14 protein-coding genes are annotated in these 16,235 nt (G+C 70.7%); 5 read left to right on the top strand and 9 right to left on the bottom strand.

Features of this window, described 5'->3' with window-relative positions; translation table 11 throughout:
* Nucleotides 1–50: 50 nt before the first annotated feature.
* From ACODT5_RS37520 to ACODT5_RS37505, 4 genes are read right to left on the bottom strand one after another with little or no spacing between them, the layout of a single operon-like run.
* Nucleotides 51–965: a MerR family transcriptional regulator gene (locus ACODT5_RS37520; RefSeq protein ID WP_422523495.1), complete on the bottom strand. Its 915-nt coding sequence runs from the start codon at nt 963–965 to the stop codon at nt 51–53.
* Between the two features lie 10 nt (nt 966–975).
* Nucleotides 976–1,899 (bottom strand): metal-dependent hydrolase, encoded by a 924-nt coding sequence (locus ACODT5_RS37515; RefSeq protein WP_422523494.1) that lies wholly within the window; start codon nt 1,897–1,899, stop codon nt 976–978.
* A complete protein-coding gene (locus ACODT5_RS37510) occupies nt 1,896–3,668 on the bottom strand; it encodes an SDR family oxidoreductase (RefSeq protein ID WP_422525151.1) in 1,773 nt (590 codons plus the stop codon). Before ACODT5_RS37510 ends, ACODT5_RS37515 begins: the two co-directional genes overlap by 4 nt.
* 5 nt (nt 3,669–3,673) lie before the next feature.
* Nucleotides 3,674–4,543 (bottom strand): M24 family metallopeptidase, encoded by an 870-nt coding sequence (locus tag ACODT5_RS37505; RefSeq protein WP_422523493.1) that lies wholly within the window; start codon nt 4,541–4,543, stop codon nt 3,674–3,676.
* 227 nt (nt 4,544–4,770) lie between these two features.
* Between ACODT5_RS37505 and ACODT5_RS37500 the strand changes: the two genes are divergently transcribed.
* The 5 genes from ACODT5_RS37500 (at nt 4,771) to ACODT5_RS37480 (ending at nt 9,111) form a co-directional block, all read left to right on the top strand.
* On the top strand, nt 4,771–5,826 hold the full coding sequence (locus tag ACODT5_RS37500; RefSeq protein WP_422523492.1) for an ABC transporter ATP-binding protein: 1,056 nt from the start codon (nt 4,771–4,773) through the stop codon (nt 5,824–5,826).
* On the top strand, nt 5,816–6,703 hold the full coding sequence (locus ACODT5_RS37495) for an ABC transporter permease subunit (protein ID WP_422523491.1): 888 nt from the start codon (nt 5,816–5,818) through the stop codon (nt 6,701–6,703). Before ACODT5_RS37500 ends, ACODT5_RS37495 begins: the two co-directional genes overlap by 11 nt.
* Nucleotides 6,700–7,611 carry an ABC transporter ATP-binding protein gene (locus ACODT5_RS37490; protein WP_422523490.1) on the top strand — a complete coding sequence of 304 codons (912 nt, stop codon included), beginning with the start codon at nt 6,700–6,702 and terminating at the stop codon, nt 7,609–7,611. Before ACODT5_RS37495 ends, ACODT5_RS37490 begins: the two co-directional genes overlap by 4 nt.
* A 14-nt stretch (nt 7,612–7,625) precedes the next feature.
* Complete coding sequence (locus ACODT5_RS37485; RefSeq protein ID WP_422523489.1) at nt 7,626–8,345, top strand: ABC transporter permease; 720 nt, start codon at nt 7,626–7,628, stop codon at nt 8,343–8,345.
* Nucleotides 8,346–8,469: 124 nt separating this feature from the next.
* Nucleotides 8,470–9,111, top strand: a complete 642-nt coding sequence (locus ACODT5_RS37480) for a rhomboid-like protein (protein WP_422523488.1) — start codon at nt 8,470–8,472, stop codon at nt 9,109–9,111.
* A 141-nt stretch (nt 9,112–9,252) separates the two neighbouring features.
* On the opposite strand, the gene ACODT5_RS37475 is transcribed toward ACODT5_RS37480, so the two are convergent.
* From ACODT5_RS37475 to ACODT5_RS37455, 5 genes are all read right to left on the bottom strand, one after another.
* On the bottom strand, nt 9,253–10,065 hold the full coding sequence (locus tag ACODT5_RS37475) for an HAD family hydrolase (protein ID WP_422523487.1): 813 nt from the start codon (nt 10,063–10,065) through the stop codon (nt 9,253–9,255).
* The gene (gene serS / locus ACODT5_RS37470) at nt 10,062–11,339 is read right to left on the bottom strand and encodes a serine--tRNA ligase (RefSeq protein ID WP_422523486.1); all 1,278 of its coding nucleotides are present in this window, start codon (nt 11,337–11,339) and stop codon (nt 10,062–10,064) included. The genes ACODT5_RS37475 and serS overlap by 4 nt, the downstream gene beginning before the upstream one ends.
* Before the next feature lie 526 nt (nt 11,340–11,865).
* Nucleotides 11,866–12,801 (bottom strand): prephenate dehydratase, encoded by a 936-nt coding sequence (pheA, locus tag ACODT5_RS37465; protein WP_422523485.1) that lies wholly within the window; start codon nt 12,799–12,801, stop codon nt 11,866–11,868.
* A gap of 42 nt (nt 12,802–12,843) precedes the next feature.
* Nucleotides 12,844–14,085 carry an iron uptake transporter deferrochelatase/peroxidase subunit gene (gene efeB, locus ACODT5_RS37460; RefSeq protein WP_422525150.1) on the bottom strand — a complete coding sequence of 414 codons (1,242 nt, stop codon included), beginning with the start codon at nt 14,083–14,085 and terminating at the stop codon, nt 12,844–12,846.
* 62 nt (nt 14,086–14,147) lie between these two features.
* Nucleotides 14,148–16,235, bottom strand: a complete 2,088-nt coding sequence (locus ACODT5_RS37455) for a copper resistance CopC/CopD family protein (RefSeq protein ID WP_422523484.1) — start codon at nt 16,233–16,235, stop codon at nt 14,148–14,150.

The raw sequence follows: 16,235 nt of genomic DNA, 5'->3' as shown, positions 1-16,235 counted from the left end.
CGGTTTCGGCGACAAAAGCGTGATCCGGCCTGTGGACTACTGAGCGAGCACTACCGGCCGCCGCGACTGGCCAGATCGTTCATCGTCCGGGCCTGCAACTCCCGCTCCGTGGCGGCCCGGACGAACTCCGCCACATGGTCGGGCCCCACCAGTTCCTGCACCGCCCGCACGGTCTCCGCGGGCAGCGCCACCGGGGCCGGCCCGGAGGGCTGGGGGGTCCCGACGGCCCCGAGGTGCCGCTGGAGGTGCCGGGTCGCGAAGAGGCGCATCGCCCGCGCCAGTTCCGCGTCCACCGTCTGCTGGGCCAGTGGCCGCAGTCTCCGTACCATCGTCGCCGCCTCGGCCGCGTCCGAGTCCGTCGGGGGGACGGCTCCCAGGTACCGGGCGAAGACGTGCTCCGTGGTGAACTCCAGGAAGCGCGAGGCGATGAGCTCCACCTGGCCGCGCAGTTCCCGCAGATGACCGGTGATCGCGGGCAGCGGGACCCCGGCGGCGTACAGCTCGGCCGCCACGGACAGCTCCTGCGGGGACGGTACGAGGAAGTGGTCCGGGCGCCCCGGGATCCGCTCCAGCACGCCCAGCTCGCACGCCTCGCCGACCGCTTCGTCGTCGGGCTTGCCGCCGAACCGCTCGTTCAGCTCGTCCCGGCTTATCCGGGCCGCTTCCTCGTCCGTCCACGGCCCGTGCACCTCGGCCACCAGCCCCAGGACGCCGCCGAGACCACGGCCCGCGTCCCAGGCCTCCAGCAGTTCCTTGATGGAGGCCAGGGTGTAGCCGCGGTCCAGCAGGTCGGCGATCTGGCGCAGCCGCGCCAGATGCGTGTCCCGGTAGACATTGGAACGGCCCCGCCGCTCCGGCTTCGGCAGCAGACCGCGGTCCTGGTACGCCCGGATCGTGCGGACGGTCGCACCGCTGTGGTGCGCCAGATCCTCGATCCGGTACTCGGCTACTGCCTGCTCGGACAATCCCGGCTCCCTACGACATGGCGGCTCGGCCGACCGCGCCCGCAGCGGACCGGGCGGCAGGTGAGGCCGCGAGGTACTCGACCGCCCTGCGCAGCGAGCCCTCCTGCGAGGGATGGTACGACCGCCGCAGGTAGCGGGGTATGGCCATGCCGAGCTCTCTCCAAGTGGGCAGCAGCCCCTTGGCCACGGACCGGTTGTGCTCGCGCAGCGAATAGCGGGTCCGTCCGCGCAGCTCCGGGTCGTTGCGCAGGAGGTACGAGGCCCCCGTGAGCCACAGCCAGCCCATGACGGGCGCGACCACGGCCATGCCCTCGATGCGCCGGGCGTAGCGCGGCAGGCCCGAGCCGCCGCAGTGCTGGTACATGTCGAAGGCGACGGAGCGGTGCTCCACCTCCTCCGCGCCGTGCCAGCGCAGCAGATCGATCATGACCTCGTCCGCACCGGCCGCGTCCAGCCCCTCGGCGCCGAGCACCCAGTCCCCGAGGACCGCCGTGAACTGCTCGATCGCGGCGACCAGCGAGAGCCGGAAGCGCAGCCACTCCTGCGCCGTGATCGGGGCACCGAACGGCGGGGTCTCCCCGAGCAGCTTCTCGAAGAGGAAGTCCACGTACTTCGTGTACGCCTCGGTGGGCAGCCGCTGTTCGGCGAGGTGGTCCAGGACGTAGGAGTGCTGCACGCTGTGCGTGGCCTCCTGGCCCATGAAACCCTTCACCTCGCTGCGCAGCTTCGGGTCTGTGACCAGGGGCAGGCCCTCTTTGAAGACCTTCACGAACCACCGCTCACCGGCCGGCAGCAGCAGGTGCAGCACGTTGATGACGTGGGTGGCGGTGGGCTCGCCCGGTATCCAGTGCAGCGGGGTGGCCTTCCAGTCGAAGGCCACCCGGCGCGGTGCGATCGCGTACGGGGCAGCCCTGCCCCGGGCCGCCCCGCTCACAGCTTGGGCTCCAGTTTCGCGAACCGCCGCAGGGTCCCCGGCGCGAACCGGGACATCCACAGGGCGCCCTTGGACTCGGGGGTCACCGGGACCACGGCCTGGTTCTTCACGACCGCGAGCAGGATCGCGTCCGCGACCTTCTCCGGCGGGAAGTTGCGCAGCCCGTAGAGCCGGGAGGACTTCTGCTGGCGCCGCTTCTCCTCGGCCTCGTCCACTCCCGCGAACCGGGAGGTGGCGGTGATGTTGGTGTTGACGATGCCGGGGCAGATGGCCGACACCCCGATCGACTTCGAGGCCAGCTCGGCCCGCAGGCACTCGCTGAGCATCAGCACCGCCGCCTTGGACGTGCTGTACGCGGGCAGGGTCTTGGACGGCAGGTAGGCGGCGGCGGAAGCGGTGTTGACGATGTGCCCGCCCTGGCCGCGCTCGGCCATCTGCTTGCCGAAGAGCCGGCAGCCGTGGATGACGCCCCACAGATTGACGTCGAGGACCTTCTTCCAGTCCTCGGTGCTCGTGTCCAGGAACGGCCCCGACAGGCCGATCCCGGCGTTGTTGACCAGGACGTCCACGATCCCGTACTCGGAGGCGACCTTCGCGGCGAGCTTCTCCATGGCCTGCTCGTCGCTGACGTCGACGCACTCGCCCCAGGCCTGCGGCGAGCCGACCAGGCGCGCCATGTCGGCGGTGCGGGCGGCGCCGTCGGCGTCCCGGTCCACGCACACCACCCGGGCGCCGGCCTCGGCGAACGCGAAGGCGGTCGCCCGGCCGATGCCGCTGGCGGCTCCGGTCACCAGGACCAGCTGGCCGCCGAAGCGGTCCGCGTACCGGCCCGGGGCCCTCTGCTCCGGCGCCCGCGTGGCGGGCTCCTCCCGCGAGGTGACGAACTCGGTGATCCACGCGGCCAGCTGGTCGGGCCGGGTCCGCGGCACCCAGTGCTTGGCCGGCAGGGTGCGCCGCACCAGGTCCGGTGCCCACAGCTCCAGCTCGTCGTAGAGCCGCTCGGAGAGGAAGGCGTCCCCGGTGGGGGTGATCAGCTGCACCGGTACGTGGGCGTACGCGTCGGCGCGCGGCCGGCGCAGCCGGGCCCGGACGTTGTCCCGGTAGAGCCAGGCGCCGTGCGCGGCGTCGGAAGGCAGCGAGGCCGTCGGGTAGTCCCCGGCCGGGACCTTCTCCATCCGCTGGAGGAGCTTGGGCCACTGCTTTCCGAGCGGACCGCGCCAGGCGAGCTCCGGCAGCACGGGGGTGTGCAGCATGTACACGTACCAGGACTTGGCGCCCTGGTTCAGCAGCTGGGCCGCCCGGCGGGGAGTGGGCCGGGCCATCCGCTTCTTGATCCAGTGTCCGAAGTGGTCGAGGGAGGGCCCCGACATCGAGGTGAAGGACGCGATCCGGCCCTCGGTACGGGCGACCGTCGCGAACTCCCAGCCCTGTACGGAGCCCCAGTCGTGGCCGACCAGGTGCACCGGGCGGTCCGGGCTGACCGCGTCCACGACCGCGAGGAAGTCGTCCGTCAGCTTCTCCAGGGTGAACCCCCCGCGCAGCGGCTGCGGGGCGGTGGAGCGCCCGTGGCCCCGCACGTCGTAGAGCACGACGTGGAACCGGGAGGCCAGCCGCTCGGCGACCTGCGACCAGACCTCCTTGCTGTCCGGGTACCCGTGCACCAGCACCACGGTCGGCCGGTCCGCGTCGCCGAGTTCGACGACGCACAGCTCGACCCCGCCGGTGCTCACCCAGCGCTCGCGCGCGCCCGCCAGGCCCGCGTCCGTCATTGCGCTCATGCCGTCTTCTCCTCAGCCCAGCGCCGCACGTGCGGCAGATCGTCGTCCAGCCAGTACGCGCTCTCCTCGGGGTCCCGGGAGTCGGTGACGACCAGGATCTCCTCGAACTTCGCGCCGGTGCCCCGGAAACCCAGGTGCGGCTCCACCGCCCACAGGCCGGGCTGGGGCGGGTGGTCGGAGAAGCGGTACGGGCTCCACAGCGGGGACCAGCCCTCGCGGTGTCCGCGCAGGGCATCGGAGGCCAGCCCCTTCAGGGCCTGGGTGCCGAACCCGAACGCGGTCGGTGCCCAGCTCCGCTCCTTGACCCGGTCTATCTTGTGCGCGATGACGCCGAAGGGGTAGGCCCGGTGACGGTTCGTGTACCCCTGGTGGATCATGAGCCGCTCCACCTCCTCGTAGATGTCGCGCAGGGAGCGGCGCTCGCGCACCTGGTCGAGGATCAGCGTGCGGTGCGCCTGCAGATCGGACATGAGCCGGTCCTGCACCGGATTGAGGCCGAGGCTGCCCGAGTACCCGATGTCCGCGGTGTGGCCCTTGTAGACCGGGGCCATGTCGAGGATGAACGGCATCCCCGGCTCCAGGGCCCGGTTCGTCGGGAAGAACTGCAGGGGGATCTTGAAGCCGGTGAAGGCGGTCCGGTCCCCGAACCACGCGAACGGCATGTGGAACCAGTCCCGCACACCGCGCTCGCGCAGCCAGTCGCGCTGCATCCGCGCGGCCTCGCGCTCGGTCACGCCGGGGCGCAGCTGCGCCGCGACGGCCTCGGCGCACTCGTAGGAGAGGCGCTGCACCTCCTTGAACCCGCGCAGCTCGGCGGAGAGTTCCGTGGTGCGTCGCTTCGTGCGTTGCCTGGTGTCCCCAGCCATGCCAGCCGTCCGTCCATGTAGCCGTACGCGCCCGTAACTTGACACTGATGAATGTGACAATGACCGGAGATCACGTCAAGGCCCGTGCACGGACCTGTGGACAAAGTTGTCCGGTACGCATCAGCCCTACGTCAGCCTTATGTCGGGGTCCGTAGTCCTGAAGGCGGAGAAAGGATCGAGCTCCAGGTCTGACGATCCGGGCTCCGGACGCCACTAACGTCGTTCACGTGACTGTCATCGCGACCGAAAGCCTGAGCAAGCGGTACCCCCGAGTGACCGCCCTCGACCGGCTCTCCTTGGACATCGGGCCCGGAGTTACCGGGCTCGTTGGCGCCAACGGAGCCGGCAAGTCCACGCTGATCAAGATTCTGCTGGGACTCTCCCCCGCCACCGAGGGCACCGCCGCCGTGCTCGGACTCGACGTAGCCACCCATGGCAGCGCGATCCGCGAGCGCGTCGGCTACATGCCCGAACACGACTGCCTGCCCCCCGACGTCTCGGCCACCGAGTTCGTCGTGCACATGGCGCGCATGTCCGGGCTCCCGCCGACCGCCGCCCGTGAGCGCACCGCGGACACCCTGCGCCACGTGGGGCTGTACGAGGAGCGCTACCGCCCCATCGGCGGCTACTCCACGGGCATGAAGCAGCGCGTCAAGCTCGCCCAGGCGCTGGTCCACGACCCGCAGCTGGTGCTCCTCGACGAGCCCACCAACGGCCTCGACCCGGTCGGCCGCGACGAGATGCTGGGCCTGATCCGCCGCGTCTACACCGACTTCGGCATCTCGGTCCTGGTCACCTCGCACCTGCTCGGCGAGCTGGAGCGGACCTGCGACCACGTCGTGGTCGTCGACGGCGGCAAACTGCTGCGCTCCAGCTCCACCAGCGACTTCACCCAGACCACCACGACCCTCGCGGTCGAGGTCACCGACTCCGACGCCCACCCGGACGGCACCGCCGCCCTGCGCAAGGCGCTCACCGAGGCGGGAGTGACGCTGCACGCGGGAGAGGAAGAGGGCCTGCCCGGAGCCGGCCACATCCTCCTCGTCGAGGCCACCGGCGAGGCCACGTACGACGTCGTCCGCGACACGGTCGCCGATCTCGGCATCGGCCTGGTCCGGATGGAACAGCGCCGCCACCACATCGCGGAGGTCTTCCGCGACAGCGACGCGGCGGCCGTCCGTGCCGAGCAGTTCGCAGCCCAGTCCGCCCAGTCCGCCCAGTCCGCCCAGTCCGCCGCCTGGGCCGCCACCCAGCAGAAGGGAGCCGGTTCCGATGGCGCCTGACACCTCGACCCAGATCCACAACATCGGCTACCGGTCCTACGACGGCCCCCGGCTCGGCCGCTCCTACGCCCGCAAGTCGCTGTTCGCACAGTCCCTGCGCGGCGCCTACGGACTCGGCCGCTCGGCCAAGTCCAAGGTGCTGCCGATGCTGCTCTTCGCGGTGATGTGCGTCCCCGCGCTGATCCTCGTCGCGGTCGCGATCACCGTGCCCGGCTCCACCGCGCTGCCGATCAAGTACACGACGTACGCGATGACCACCCAGGTGATCGTCTACCTCTACCTGGCCTCCCAGGCACCGCAGTCCGTCTCGCGGGACCTGCGCTTCAAGACGGTGCCGCTCTACTTCTCGCGGCCGATCGAACGCGTCGACTACGTCGTGGCCAAGTTCGCGGCCATGGCCTCGGCCCTGTTCATCCTCACCGCCACCCCGCTGCTGATCATGTGGATCGGCGCGCTGCTGGCGAAGTTCGACTTCGGTGACCAGACCAAGGGATTCGGACAGGCACTGGTGTCGGTACTGCTGCTGTCGCTGCTCTTCTCCGGCCTCGGCCTGGTCATGGCCGCCCTCACCCCGCGCCGCGGCTTCGGCGTCGCCGCCATCATCGCCGTGCTCCTGATCCCCTACGGCGCCGTGTCGGCCGTCCAGGCCATCGCCCACGAGACGGGCTCGGCCGGAGGCATCGAGTGGCTCGGCCTGTTCTCCCCGATGAGCCTCATCGACGGCCTGCAGACCGCCTTCCTCGGGGCCGACTCCGGCTTCCCCGGCAGCGCGGGCCCCTCGGGCGCCGTCGGCTTCGTCTACCTGCTCGTCATCCTCGGCCTCATCGCCGGCTCCTACGCCGCCCTGATGGCCCGCTACCGGAAGGCCGGGCTGTGAGCATCATCGACATCGACCACACCTCCCGCTGGTTCGGGAACGTCGTCGCCGTCAACGACGTGACCATGCGCATCGGTCCCGGAGTCACCGGCCTGCTCGGCCCCAACGGTGCCGGCAAGTCGACCCTGATCAACATGATGGGCGGCTTCCTCGCGCCCTCCACGGGCACCGTCACCCTCGACGGCACCCCGATCTGGCAGAACGAGCAGGTCTACAAGCAGATCGGCGTCGTGCCCGAGCGCGAGGCCATGTACGACTTCCTCACCGGCAAGGAGTTCGTCGTCGCCAACGCCGAACTGCACGGTCTCGACGAGGCGGCCGCCCAGCGGGCCCTGGCCACGGTCGAGATGGAGTACGCCCAGGACCGCAAGATCTCCACGTACTCCAAGGGCATGCGCCAGCGCGTGAAGATGGCCTCCGCCCTGGTGCACGACCCGTCGGCGCTCCTGCTCGACGAGCCGTTCAACGGCATGGACCCGCGCCAGCGCATGCAGCTCATGGAACTGCTGCGGCGGATGGGCGACGACGGCCGCACGGTGCTCTTCTCCTCGCACATCCTGGAGGAGGTCGAACAGCTCGCCTCCCACATCGAGGTGGTCGTCGCCGGCCGGCACGCGGCCTCCGGAGACTTCCGCAAGATCCGCCGCCTGATGACGGACCGACCGCACCGCTACCTCGTCCGCTCCTCCGACGACCGGGCCCTCGCCGCGGCCCTGATCGCCGACCCGTCCACCGCCGGGATCGAGGTCGACCTCAAGGAAGGCGCCCTGCGCATCCAGGCCGTCGACTTCGGGCGCTTCACCGAGCTGCTGCCGCGGGTCGCCCGCGAGCACGGCATCCGGCTGCTGACGGTCTCGCCTTCCGACGAGTCCCTCGAGTCGGTCTTCTCCTACCTCGTCGCGGCCTGAAGGAGCTGGCATCCATGTACAACCCCACCGTTGCCCGGCTCACCTACCGGGCCCTGCTCGGCCGCCGGCGCGCACTGATCCTCTGTGCGCTGCCCGTCCTGCTGATCGCCATCTCCATCGCGGTCCGTGCCTTCACCGGCCTCGACGACAAGGTCGCCGCCGACCTCCTCGGCGGCTTCGCCCTGGCCACGATGGTCCCGCTGATCGGCGTCATCGCCGGCACCGGTGCCATCGGCCCGGAGATCGACGACGGCTCGATCGTCTACCTGCTCTCGAAGCCGGTGAAGCGCCCGACGATCATCATGACGAAGCTGACCGTCGCGATCGCCGTCACCATGGTCTTCTCCGCGATCCCCACCCTGATCGCCGGCTTCATCCTCAACGGCAACGGCCAGCAGATCGCCGTCGCCTACACCGTCGCCGCCCTCGTCGCCTCGGTCGCCTACAGCGCCCTGTTCCTACTGCTGGGCACCGTCAGCCGGCACGCGGTCGTCTTCGGCCTGGTCTACGCCCTGATCTGGGAATCGCTCTTCGGCAGCCTCGTCGACGGAGCCAAGACCCTCAGCGTCCAGCAGTGGTCGCTGGCCCTCGCGCAGAAGGTCGCGGGCGAGGGGTACGTGGACGCCACCGTCGGGCTGCCCACCGCGGTGATCCTGCTCGTCGCGGTCACCGTCGGCGCCACCTTCTACGCCGGACAGAAGCTCCGCAGCCTGAAGCTGGCGGGCGAGGAGTAGGACCTCGCCGCAGGCGTCCGCAGCCGCGTCCCACCGGCGTCCATGCCGGATGTTTCACGTGAAACAGTGCCCCGCCCGGCCCACCGGCCAGGCGGGGCACAGCTTTGCGCGAGATCATCGAGCCATGATCGAGTACACCGAGCCCGAGCCGTCCAGGCCGGTACGGTCCTGGATACGCTCCGCGCCCGGCACTCACATCTGGCTGCTGATCATCGTGGTCACCAGCATCGTGGTCGTGATCGTGCCCGACCATCTCGAACACGTCCTGCTCCACCGCAACAGCAGCAACATCCACGAGCTCGCCCGGCACCCGATACGGGCGCTGCTCAGCAGCGCGTTCTGGATCGAGGATCCGGCCTCGCTCCCGCTCTACTTCGTCCTCTTCGAGATCTTCCAGGCCAACGTCGAGCGCTGGCTCGGCACCCTGCGCTGGCTCTTCATCATCGCGACCGGCCACATCACGGCCACGCTGATCAGCCAGAAGCTGGTCCTGATGGCCATCCAGGACAACCGCGCCGCACACAGCATGGTCCACGTCGTCGACATCGGCGTCAGCTACGGACTCGCGAGCGCCGTCGGGGTGCTGACGTACCGCCTGCCCGGCCCCTGGCGCTGGCTCTACCTCGCCGGCTCCGTGGCCTTCTTCGGACTCCCGCTCGTCTCCGGCGGCACCTTCACCGACTTCGGCCACGCCATCGCACTGGCCGTCGGCCTCCTCGCCTGGCCGCTGACCCGGCACCCGAACCCGAGCCGGATCCACGGCTGACGCACGGAAATTCACTGGTACGGGGCGTGCGGCGGGGGCAGAGTGAGCCGTGCGGGGAGAAACAAGAAGGTCCGGAACAGCCACTTCGAGCGCGCCTGTCGGCGCGGGCCGTTCCGGACCTTCCGTTCGTCTTCCGCTCTGTTACGCGGCGCCCAGCAGACGCTCCAGGACCACGGCGATGCCGTCCTCCTCGTTGGCGGTGGTGACCTCGTCCGCCACTGCCTTGAGCTCCGGGTGCGCGTTGGCCATGGCCACTCCGTGCGCGGCCCAGCCGAACATCGGGATGTCGTTGGGCATGTCGCCGAAGGCGATCGTGTCGGCCGCCTTCACCCCCAGCCGGCGCGCGGCCAGCGAGAGGCCGGTGGCCTTGCTCAGTCCCAGCGGCAGTATCTCCACGACACCCGGACCGGCCATGACGATGCCGACCAGGCTGCCCACGGTCTCCCGGGCCACTCGGACGAGGGCGTCCTCGTCCAGCCCGGGGTGCTGGATGTACAGCTTGTTCAGCGGAGCCGACCAGACCTCGGAGGTGTCCTCCAGGTAGAGCGCGGGAAGGCCCTCCTGGACCTGGTAGCCGGGGCCGAAGAGCACCTCGCCCTCGACTCCGTCCCGGCTGGCCGCGATCGCCAGCGGACCCACCTCGGCCTCGAGCTTCTCCAGTGCCAGCGCGGCCAGCTTCCGGTCGAGCGTCACCGAGGTCAGCAGCCGGTGCGCACCCGCGTCGTAGACCTGCGCGCCCTGCCCGCAGACCGCGATGCCCTTGTAGCCGAGGTCGTCGAGGACGTGCCGGGTCCACGGCACGGCGCGGCCGGTGACGATGATGTGCGCTGCGCCCGCCGCGGTGGCCGCGAGGAGCGCCTCACGGGTGCGTTCCGAGACGGTGTCGTCGCCGCGCAGCAGCGTCCCGTCGAGGTCGGTCGCGACGAGCTTGTACGGGAAAGGGGCCGTGCTCACTTGGAGATCGGCTCCAGGATTTCCCGACCGCCCAGGTAGGGCCGGAGCACCGGGGGAACCCGGACCGTGCCGTCGGCCTGCTGGTGGTTCTCCAGGATCGCGACGATCGTGCGCGGGACCGCGCACAGCGTTCCGTTCAGGGTGGACAGCGGAGCGGTCTTCTTGCCGTCGCGGTAGCGGATCGACAGGCGGCGGGCCTGGAAGCCGTCACAGTTCGAGGCGGAGGTCAGCTCGCGGTACTTGCCCTGGGTGGGGATCCACGCCTCGCAGTCGAACTTGCGGGAGGCGGAGGCGCCCAGGTCGCCGGTGGCGACGTCGATCACCTGGAACGGCAGCTCCAGGCTGGTCAGCCACTGCTTCTCCCAGTCCAGAAGACGCTGGTGCTCGGCCTCGGCCTCCTCCGGCGCGACGTACGAGAACATCTCGACCTTGTCGAACTGGTGGACGCGGAAGATGCCGCGGGTGTCCTTGCCGTACGTGCCGGCCTCGCGGCGGAAGCACGGGGAGAAACCGGCGTAGCGCAGCGGCAGCTTGTCCGCGTCGATGATCTCGTCCATGTGGTACGCGGCGAGCGGGACCTCGGAGGTGCCGACCAGGTAGAGGTCGTCGTTCTCCAGGTGGTACACGTTCTCCGCGGCCTGGCCGAGGAAGCCGGTGCCCTCCATGGCGCGCGGGCGGACCAGCGCCGGGGTGAGCATCGGGGTGAAGCCGGCCTCGGTGGCCTGTGCGATGGCCGCGTTGACGAGGGCGAGCTCCAGCAGGGCGCCGATGCCGGTGAGGTAGTAGAAGCGCGAGCCGGACACCTTGGCGCCGCGCTCGACGTCGATGGCGCCCAGGGACTCGCCGAGCTCGAGGTGGTCCTTGGGCTCGAAGCCCTCGGCGCCGAAGTCGCGGATGGTGCCGTGCGTCTCGAGGACGACGAAGTCCTCCTCGCCGCCGACGGGCACGTCCGTGTGGACGACGTTGCCGAGCCGCAGGAGCAGCTGCTTGGCGGCTTCGTCCGCCTCGTTCTGCTCGGCTTCGGCGGCCTTGACGTCCTGCTTGAGCTGATCGGCCTTCTTCAGCAGCTCGGCCCGCTCCTCCGGAGAGGCCTTGGGGATGAGCTTGCCGAGCGACTTCTGCTCGTTGCGGAGTTCGTCGAATCGCATGCCGGAGGACCTGCGGCGCTCGTCTGCGGAGAGCAGTGCGTCGACGAGGGCGACGTCCTCTCCACGGGCGCGCTGCGAGGCGCGGACACGGTCAGGGTCTTCACGGAGCAGCCGGAGGTCAATCACCCCTCCAGGCTACCGGGCCGGGCTTCCGGGGAGCGCACCGATATCACGCTGCGTGTCACTTTGTCCCAATTGCCGCGAATGGAAAACTTCCGACGGTAGGCTGGAAGCCCCCCTTCCGCGGGGGCCGATAAACCGGCCCCATTCCCCGAAATGGGGCGCAAGGGTAGCGATCGGGCAGCCCCTGAGCAGGAGGGAAGGGGCTTCCTTGTCCACAGGAATTCCCCAGGCGACCGGCTTATCCACAGGCTGTGTGCCGCATCTGTGGACACAGGAATAGATCAATCTCGACTGTGGAGTGCGCGGGCCCAATCAGGGTTCAAACCACCCTCACACACTCATTCGGGTGGGAATGACTCGCCCCAAAGAGTTGATCGGTGATACGGGGGTGACACCGTTCACCTCCCGCTCGTCAGCGCGAAACCTGTGCCACCCGACTGATTTGTCGACCTTGTCATGCCGCTCTGTCGACTTGTCCCCAGGTCTGCACGGGCTCCTGTGGATAACTCTGTGGACAGTGGACAGAGCGTTAGGGGCGCCCGTCGAGGCAGCGCGTCAGCCAGTCCGAGGCCGCCGTGAAGTCGCTGTCCGAGGTGCCGGCCCGGGAGGCCTGGACGTCACCCTGAGCGACACCGGCGCGCGGGTAGGAGCCGAGGAACCGGATCTGGGGGCAGGTGCGCTTGAGGCCCATGAGAGCCTCGCCGACCCGGCGGTCGGAGATGTGCCCTTCGGCGTCGACGGCGAAGCAGTAGTTGCCGATCCCCGCACCCGTGGGCCGGGACTGGATCAGCATCAGGTTCACCCCGCGGACGGCGAACTCCTGGAGCAGCTCCAGCAGCGCACCCGGGCGGTCGTCGCCCATCCACAGCACGACGGACGTCTTGTCGGCGCCGGTCGGCGCGGCCGGTCGGGCGGGCCGCCCGACCAGTACGAAGCGGGTCTCCGCGTTCTGCGCGTCGTGGATCTCGGTGACCAGCGGGACCAGCCCGTAGGTGGCGGCCGCGAACTCCCCCGCGAAGGCGGCGTCGAAGCGGCCCTCCTGGACCAGCCGGGCGCCGTCGGCGTTGGACGCCGCCGACTCCCACAGGGCGTCGGGCAGGTTCGACCGCAGCCAGTTGCGCACCTGAGGCTGGGCGACCGGGTGCCCGGTGACGGTCTTGACGTCCGACAGCTCGGTTCCGGGCCGCACCAGCAGCGCGAACGCGATGGGGAGCAGCACCTCGCGGTAGATCATCAGCGGTGCACCGGCAGCCAACTCGTCCAGGGTCGAGGTGACCCCGCCCTCCACCGAGTTCTCGATCGGGACCAGGGCCGCCGCGGCCTCGCCGTTGCGCACGGCGTCCAGAGCGGCCGGGACCGAAACCATCGGGACGAGCTCCCGGGTCGCGGCTTCGGGGAGGGTGCGAAGGGCGGCTTCGGTGAACGTGCCTTCGGGACCGAGATAGGTGAAGCGGGTGGCCGACATGCGATCAGCCTAATGCCGGGGCCCGGACGCCACCTGGGCTGTTCACCCTTCGAGCAGCCGCTGACCCACGTACTCCCCGGCGCGCGCGCCGGGCGGCACCGCGTACAGGCCGCTCGACTCGTGCCGGATGAATGCCGACAGGGCGTCGCCACGGTCGAGCTTGCGCTGGACGGGGACGAAACCGCGGGACGGGTCGGCCTGCCAGCAGATGAAGAGCAGCCCCGCGTCGGGGGTTCCGTCGGCGGCGATCCCGTCGTGGAAGGAGAAGGGACGTCGGAGCATGGCCGCCCCGCCGTTCTGCGCGGGTGCGGAGATACGGGCGTGCGCGTTGGAGGGGATGACCGGCCTGCCGTCGGCGCCGATCTTGTCGAGGGCCATCGCGGTGGTCTCGCCGCCTCCGGTCAGCGGGGCGCCGGTGGCCTTCGTACGGCCGATGACCTGCTCCTGCTGGGCGAGTGACTGCTGGTCCCAGGAGTCGAGCAGCATCCGGATGCGGCGTACGACGGCGTACGAGCCCCCGACCATCCAGGCGTGCTCGGGCGGCACCGTGCCCCGGACGAAGATCCGCTGGTCGAAATCGGCTTCGGTGGGCTTCGGATTGTTGGTGCCGTCGACCTGACCCATGAGGTTGCGGGCCGTCATGGGGGAGGCGGTGGCGCCGGGAGAGCGGTTGAAGCCGTTCATCTGCCAGCGCGGCCGGGCCGCCTCTCCGGCGTCCTTCTGCAGGGCGCGCAGCGCGTGGAAGGCGACCAGCGCGTCGTCGGATCCGATCTGTACCCAAAGATCGCCGTTGCTGCGCTGGGCATCGAGCCGGTCGCCGGAGAAGTCCGGCAGCGGGTCGAGGGCGGCGGGGCGGCGCGCGGTGAGACCGGTGCGCTCGAAGAAGGAGTGGCCGAAGCCGAAGGTCACCGTGAGGGAGGAGGGGCCGGAGCCGAGGGCGATGCCGGTGTCGGCGACCGCTGCGGTCTCGCCCGCCGTCAGCCTCCGCGCGGTATCGGACCAGCGCCGCATCAGGGCGGCGGCCTCGCTGCGCCCGGCACCCGGCGCCAGGTCGAAGGCGAGGACGTGCCCCTTGGCCTGGAGGGGCGTGGTGATGCCGGCCTGGTGGTCCCCGTGGAAGGCGACCCGGGTGGCCCCGAGGCTGCCGGGAGCGCCGCCGGGGCCGGCCGTCCCGGGCCCGGACACCTCGGACGATACGAGGGCCCCGCCGACGGCGCCGAGCGCGAGCCCGGCGGCGCCCGCGGCGCCGACCGTGCCCAGCAGGCGGCGCCGGGAGATCTCGATCCCGGGGAGTTCCGTGGCGCGCTCGGTGCTCTCGGTGGGTTCGCTGTTCTGGGGCACGCTGGTCAGCCGATCTTCACGTTCTTCTGGACGGTCGTCTGGTCGATGTCGGAGGTGCGGACGGTCACGTCGATCCGCCAGTCGCCGGTCAGCGGAAGCTGGACGCCCGAAGCGGTCCAGTGCCCGGGAGCGGCGCGCTCGGGGAGAACCGGAAGCGGGCCGATCTCCTTGGCCTCCAAGGTGAACGACACCTTGAGCTCGGGCAGGTCGAGCGGCTTGCCGTCGGGGGTCTCCGCCCACACGTGGAGCGTGTTCGCACCGATGCGGCCCGGGTCCAGCTGGAGCCGGACCGAGCCCTTGCCGTTCTGACCGCCGGTGTCGAAGGGCAGCGTCACCTTGACCGCGCGGTCGGGAACGGCGGTGGCGGTGGAGCCGCGACCCGCCTCCAGCTCCGCGGCACGGCCGGGCTCGGTGCTGGTGAGGATGGTGGTGACGGCCAGCAGGACCACGGCGACGCCCGCCTCGGCCAGGACGGACCTCCGCAGACCTGCGCGGTCCGGGTCGGCGTCGCGCGCCTGCTTCTCCCGCGCGGTGCGCCGGGCGGCGCTCTGGCGGGCGAGCTGCTCGGCACGCCGGGGGTCGGAGGCGACCGGGTCGGAGGCGACGGTGCCGGACGCGCCGGCGTCGGACGTGTCGGCGGTGGTGGTGGCGGCGGTGGTGGTGGCGGGGCCGACGGTCACGGGCGATGTTTCACGTGAAACATCGGAGGCGCGTTCCCCCTCTCCCTCCTCCTCGGCCCTGCCCTCGGCATCGGCCTCGCTCCGGCCCCCGGCCAGCCGCGAGGTCCACTTCCGGGAGGTGTAGGCGATGGCGACGACGACGGCGACGAGGCCGATCTTGACGAGCAGCAGCCGCCCGTAATCGGTCCCGGTCAGCGCGGACCAACTGCCCACCTGACGCCAGGACTGGTAGGCGCCGGTGCAGGCCAGGACGAGAACGCTGGTGAAGGCGACGGTGGAGAAGCGGCGGATCGCCGTGCGCTCGATCCCGGGGACCTTGTGGAGCGCGACGAGCAGTGCGGTGAGTCCGCCGAGCCACGTGGCGACGGCCAGCAGGTGCAGGATGTCGACGGGCATGGCGAGGGCGGGCTGGATGCCGGTGGAGGCGTGCTCGGACAGCGCCCAGGTGGCGGCGATACCGCCGGCGACGACGGTCCCGCCTATGCCGAGCCCGAAGACGAGGTCGCTCTCCCCCTTGGCGTCCTCTTCGGAGACCTCGGAGGTGTCGGGGCCTTCCGCGCCGGTCGAGCCTTCCGAGCCGTTCGCCGCGTGGCGCCGGGCATAGGAGCCGAACAGGACGGTGATGAACAGTGCGGCGGCGCCGAGGAGAAGCAGCCGCGAGACGAGCGAGGCCCCGGACTTGGTCTCCAGGACGGCCTTCAGCCCAGCGAGGTCGAAGGCGTCGGAGAAGTTCCCCGACCCGGTGTACGGGTTGCGGAGCAGCAGCATCACCAGGGTGGCCACGGTGAGCGCGACCCAGGCCCGTACGACCAGCTTCTGCATCGGTCGCTGCGCGGCGCCCCGGCGCCAGCACAGGAGGATGAAGGCGGCGGCGCCGACGAGTACGGCGAACCCGGCGTAGGCCACGTAGCGCGCGATGCCGTAGGCGACGGCGACGGGCCCGTCGCCCGCCGTCCGCGAGGGCAGGGAGACGGCGGTCTCGGAGGGCGCTCCGATGGAGAAGGTGAAGGCGCCGGAGATCGGGTGGCTGTCCGCGGATATGGCCTGCCAGGCGACGGTGTAGGTGCCGTCAGGCTGCCCCGGGCGCAGGGCGGTGCCGTAGCGGATGATGCTCCCGCTGCAGAGGTCGCGCAGTTCACCGGTGTCGACGCGCTTGCCCCGGGGATCCAGGACGCGGATGGAGTCGCCGTTCATGGCGACCCCCTCCGAGAAGGAGAGGGTGATCTGGGCGGGCGCCGTGGCGACCACCGCCACGTCCGTGGGGTCGCTCGCGGTCAGCGCGGCGTGTGCCGAGGCCGGCGCGGCAGCGGCGAAGAAGGCTGCCAGCAGAGCGGCGAGGACCAGCGTGAGCCGCGGCAGGAGTGCCGTGGCCCGGACGCGGGCCGTGGATGGGGTCGGGGCGGTGGCCGTCAT

This window comes from Streptomyces tatrensis, from assembly GCF_049310065.1.
In the GTDB taxonomy this organism is placed as follows: domain Bacteria; phylum Actinomycetota; class Actinomycetes; order Streptomycetales; family Streptomycetaceae; genus Streptomyces.
The sequence above is the reverse complement of the archived record's forward strand: the minus strand, read 5'-3'. Positions and strand labels throughout refer to the sequence as shown.

Coding starts and splice junctions, on each gene's coding strand:
- ACODT5_RS37510 (WP_422525151.1), bottom strand. CDS start 3,668: ATGACGGACGCGGGCCTGGCGGGCGCGCGCGAGCGCTGGGTGAGCACC.
- ACODT5_RS37505 (WP_422523493.1), bottom strand. CDS start 4,543: ATGGCTGGGGACACCAGGCAACGCACGAAGCGACGCACCACGGAACTC.
- ACODT5_RS37495 (WP_422523491.1), top strand. CDS start 5,816: ATGGCGCCTGACACCTCGACCCAGATCCACAACATCGGCTACCGGTCC.
- ACODT5_RS37485 (WP_422523489.1), top strand. CDS start 7,626: ATGTACAACCCCACCGTTGCCCGGCTCACCTACCGGGCCCTGCTCGGC.
- ACODT5_RS37480 (WP_422523488.1), top strand. CDS start 8,470: ATGATCGAGTACACCGAGCCCGAGCCGTCCAGGCCGGTACGGTCCTGG.
- pheA (WP_422523485.1), bottom strand. CDS start 12,801: ATGTCGGCCACCCGCTTCACCTATCTCGGTCCCGAAGGCACGTTCACC.
- ACODT5_RS37455 (WP_422523484.1), bottom strand. CDS start 16,235: ATGACGGCCACCGCCCCGACCCCATCCACGGCCCGCGTCCGGGCCACG.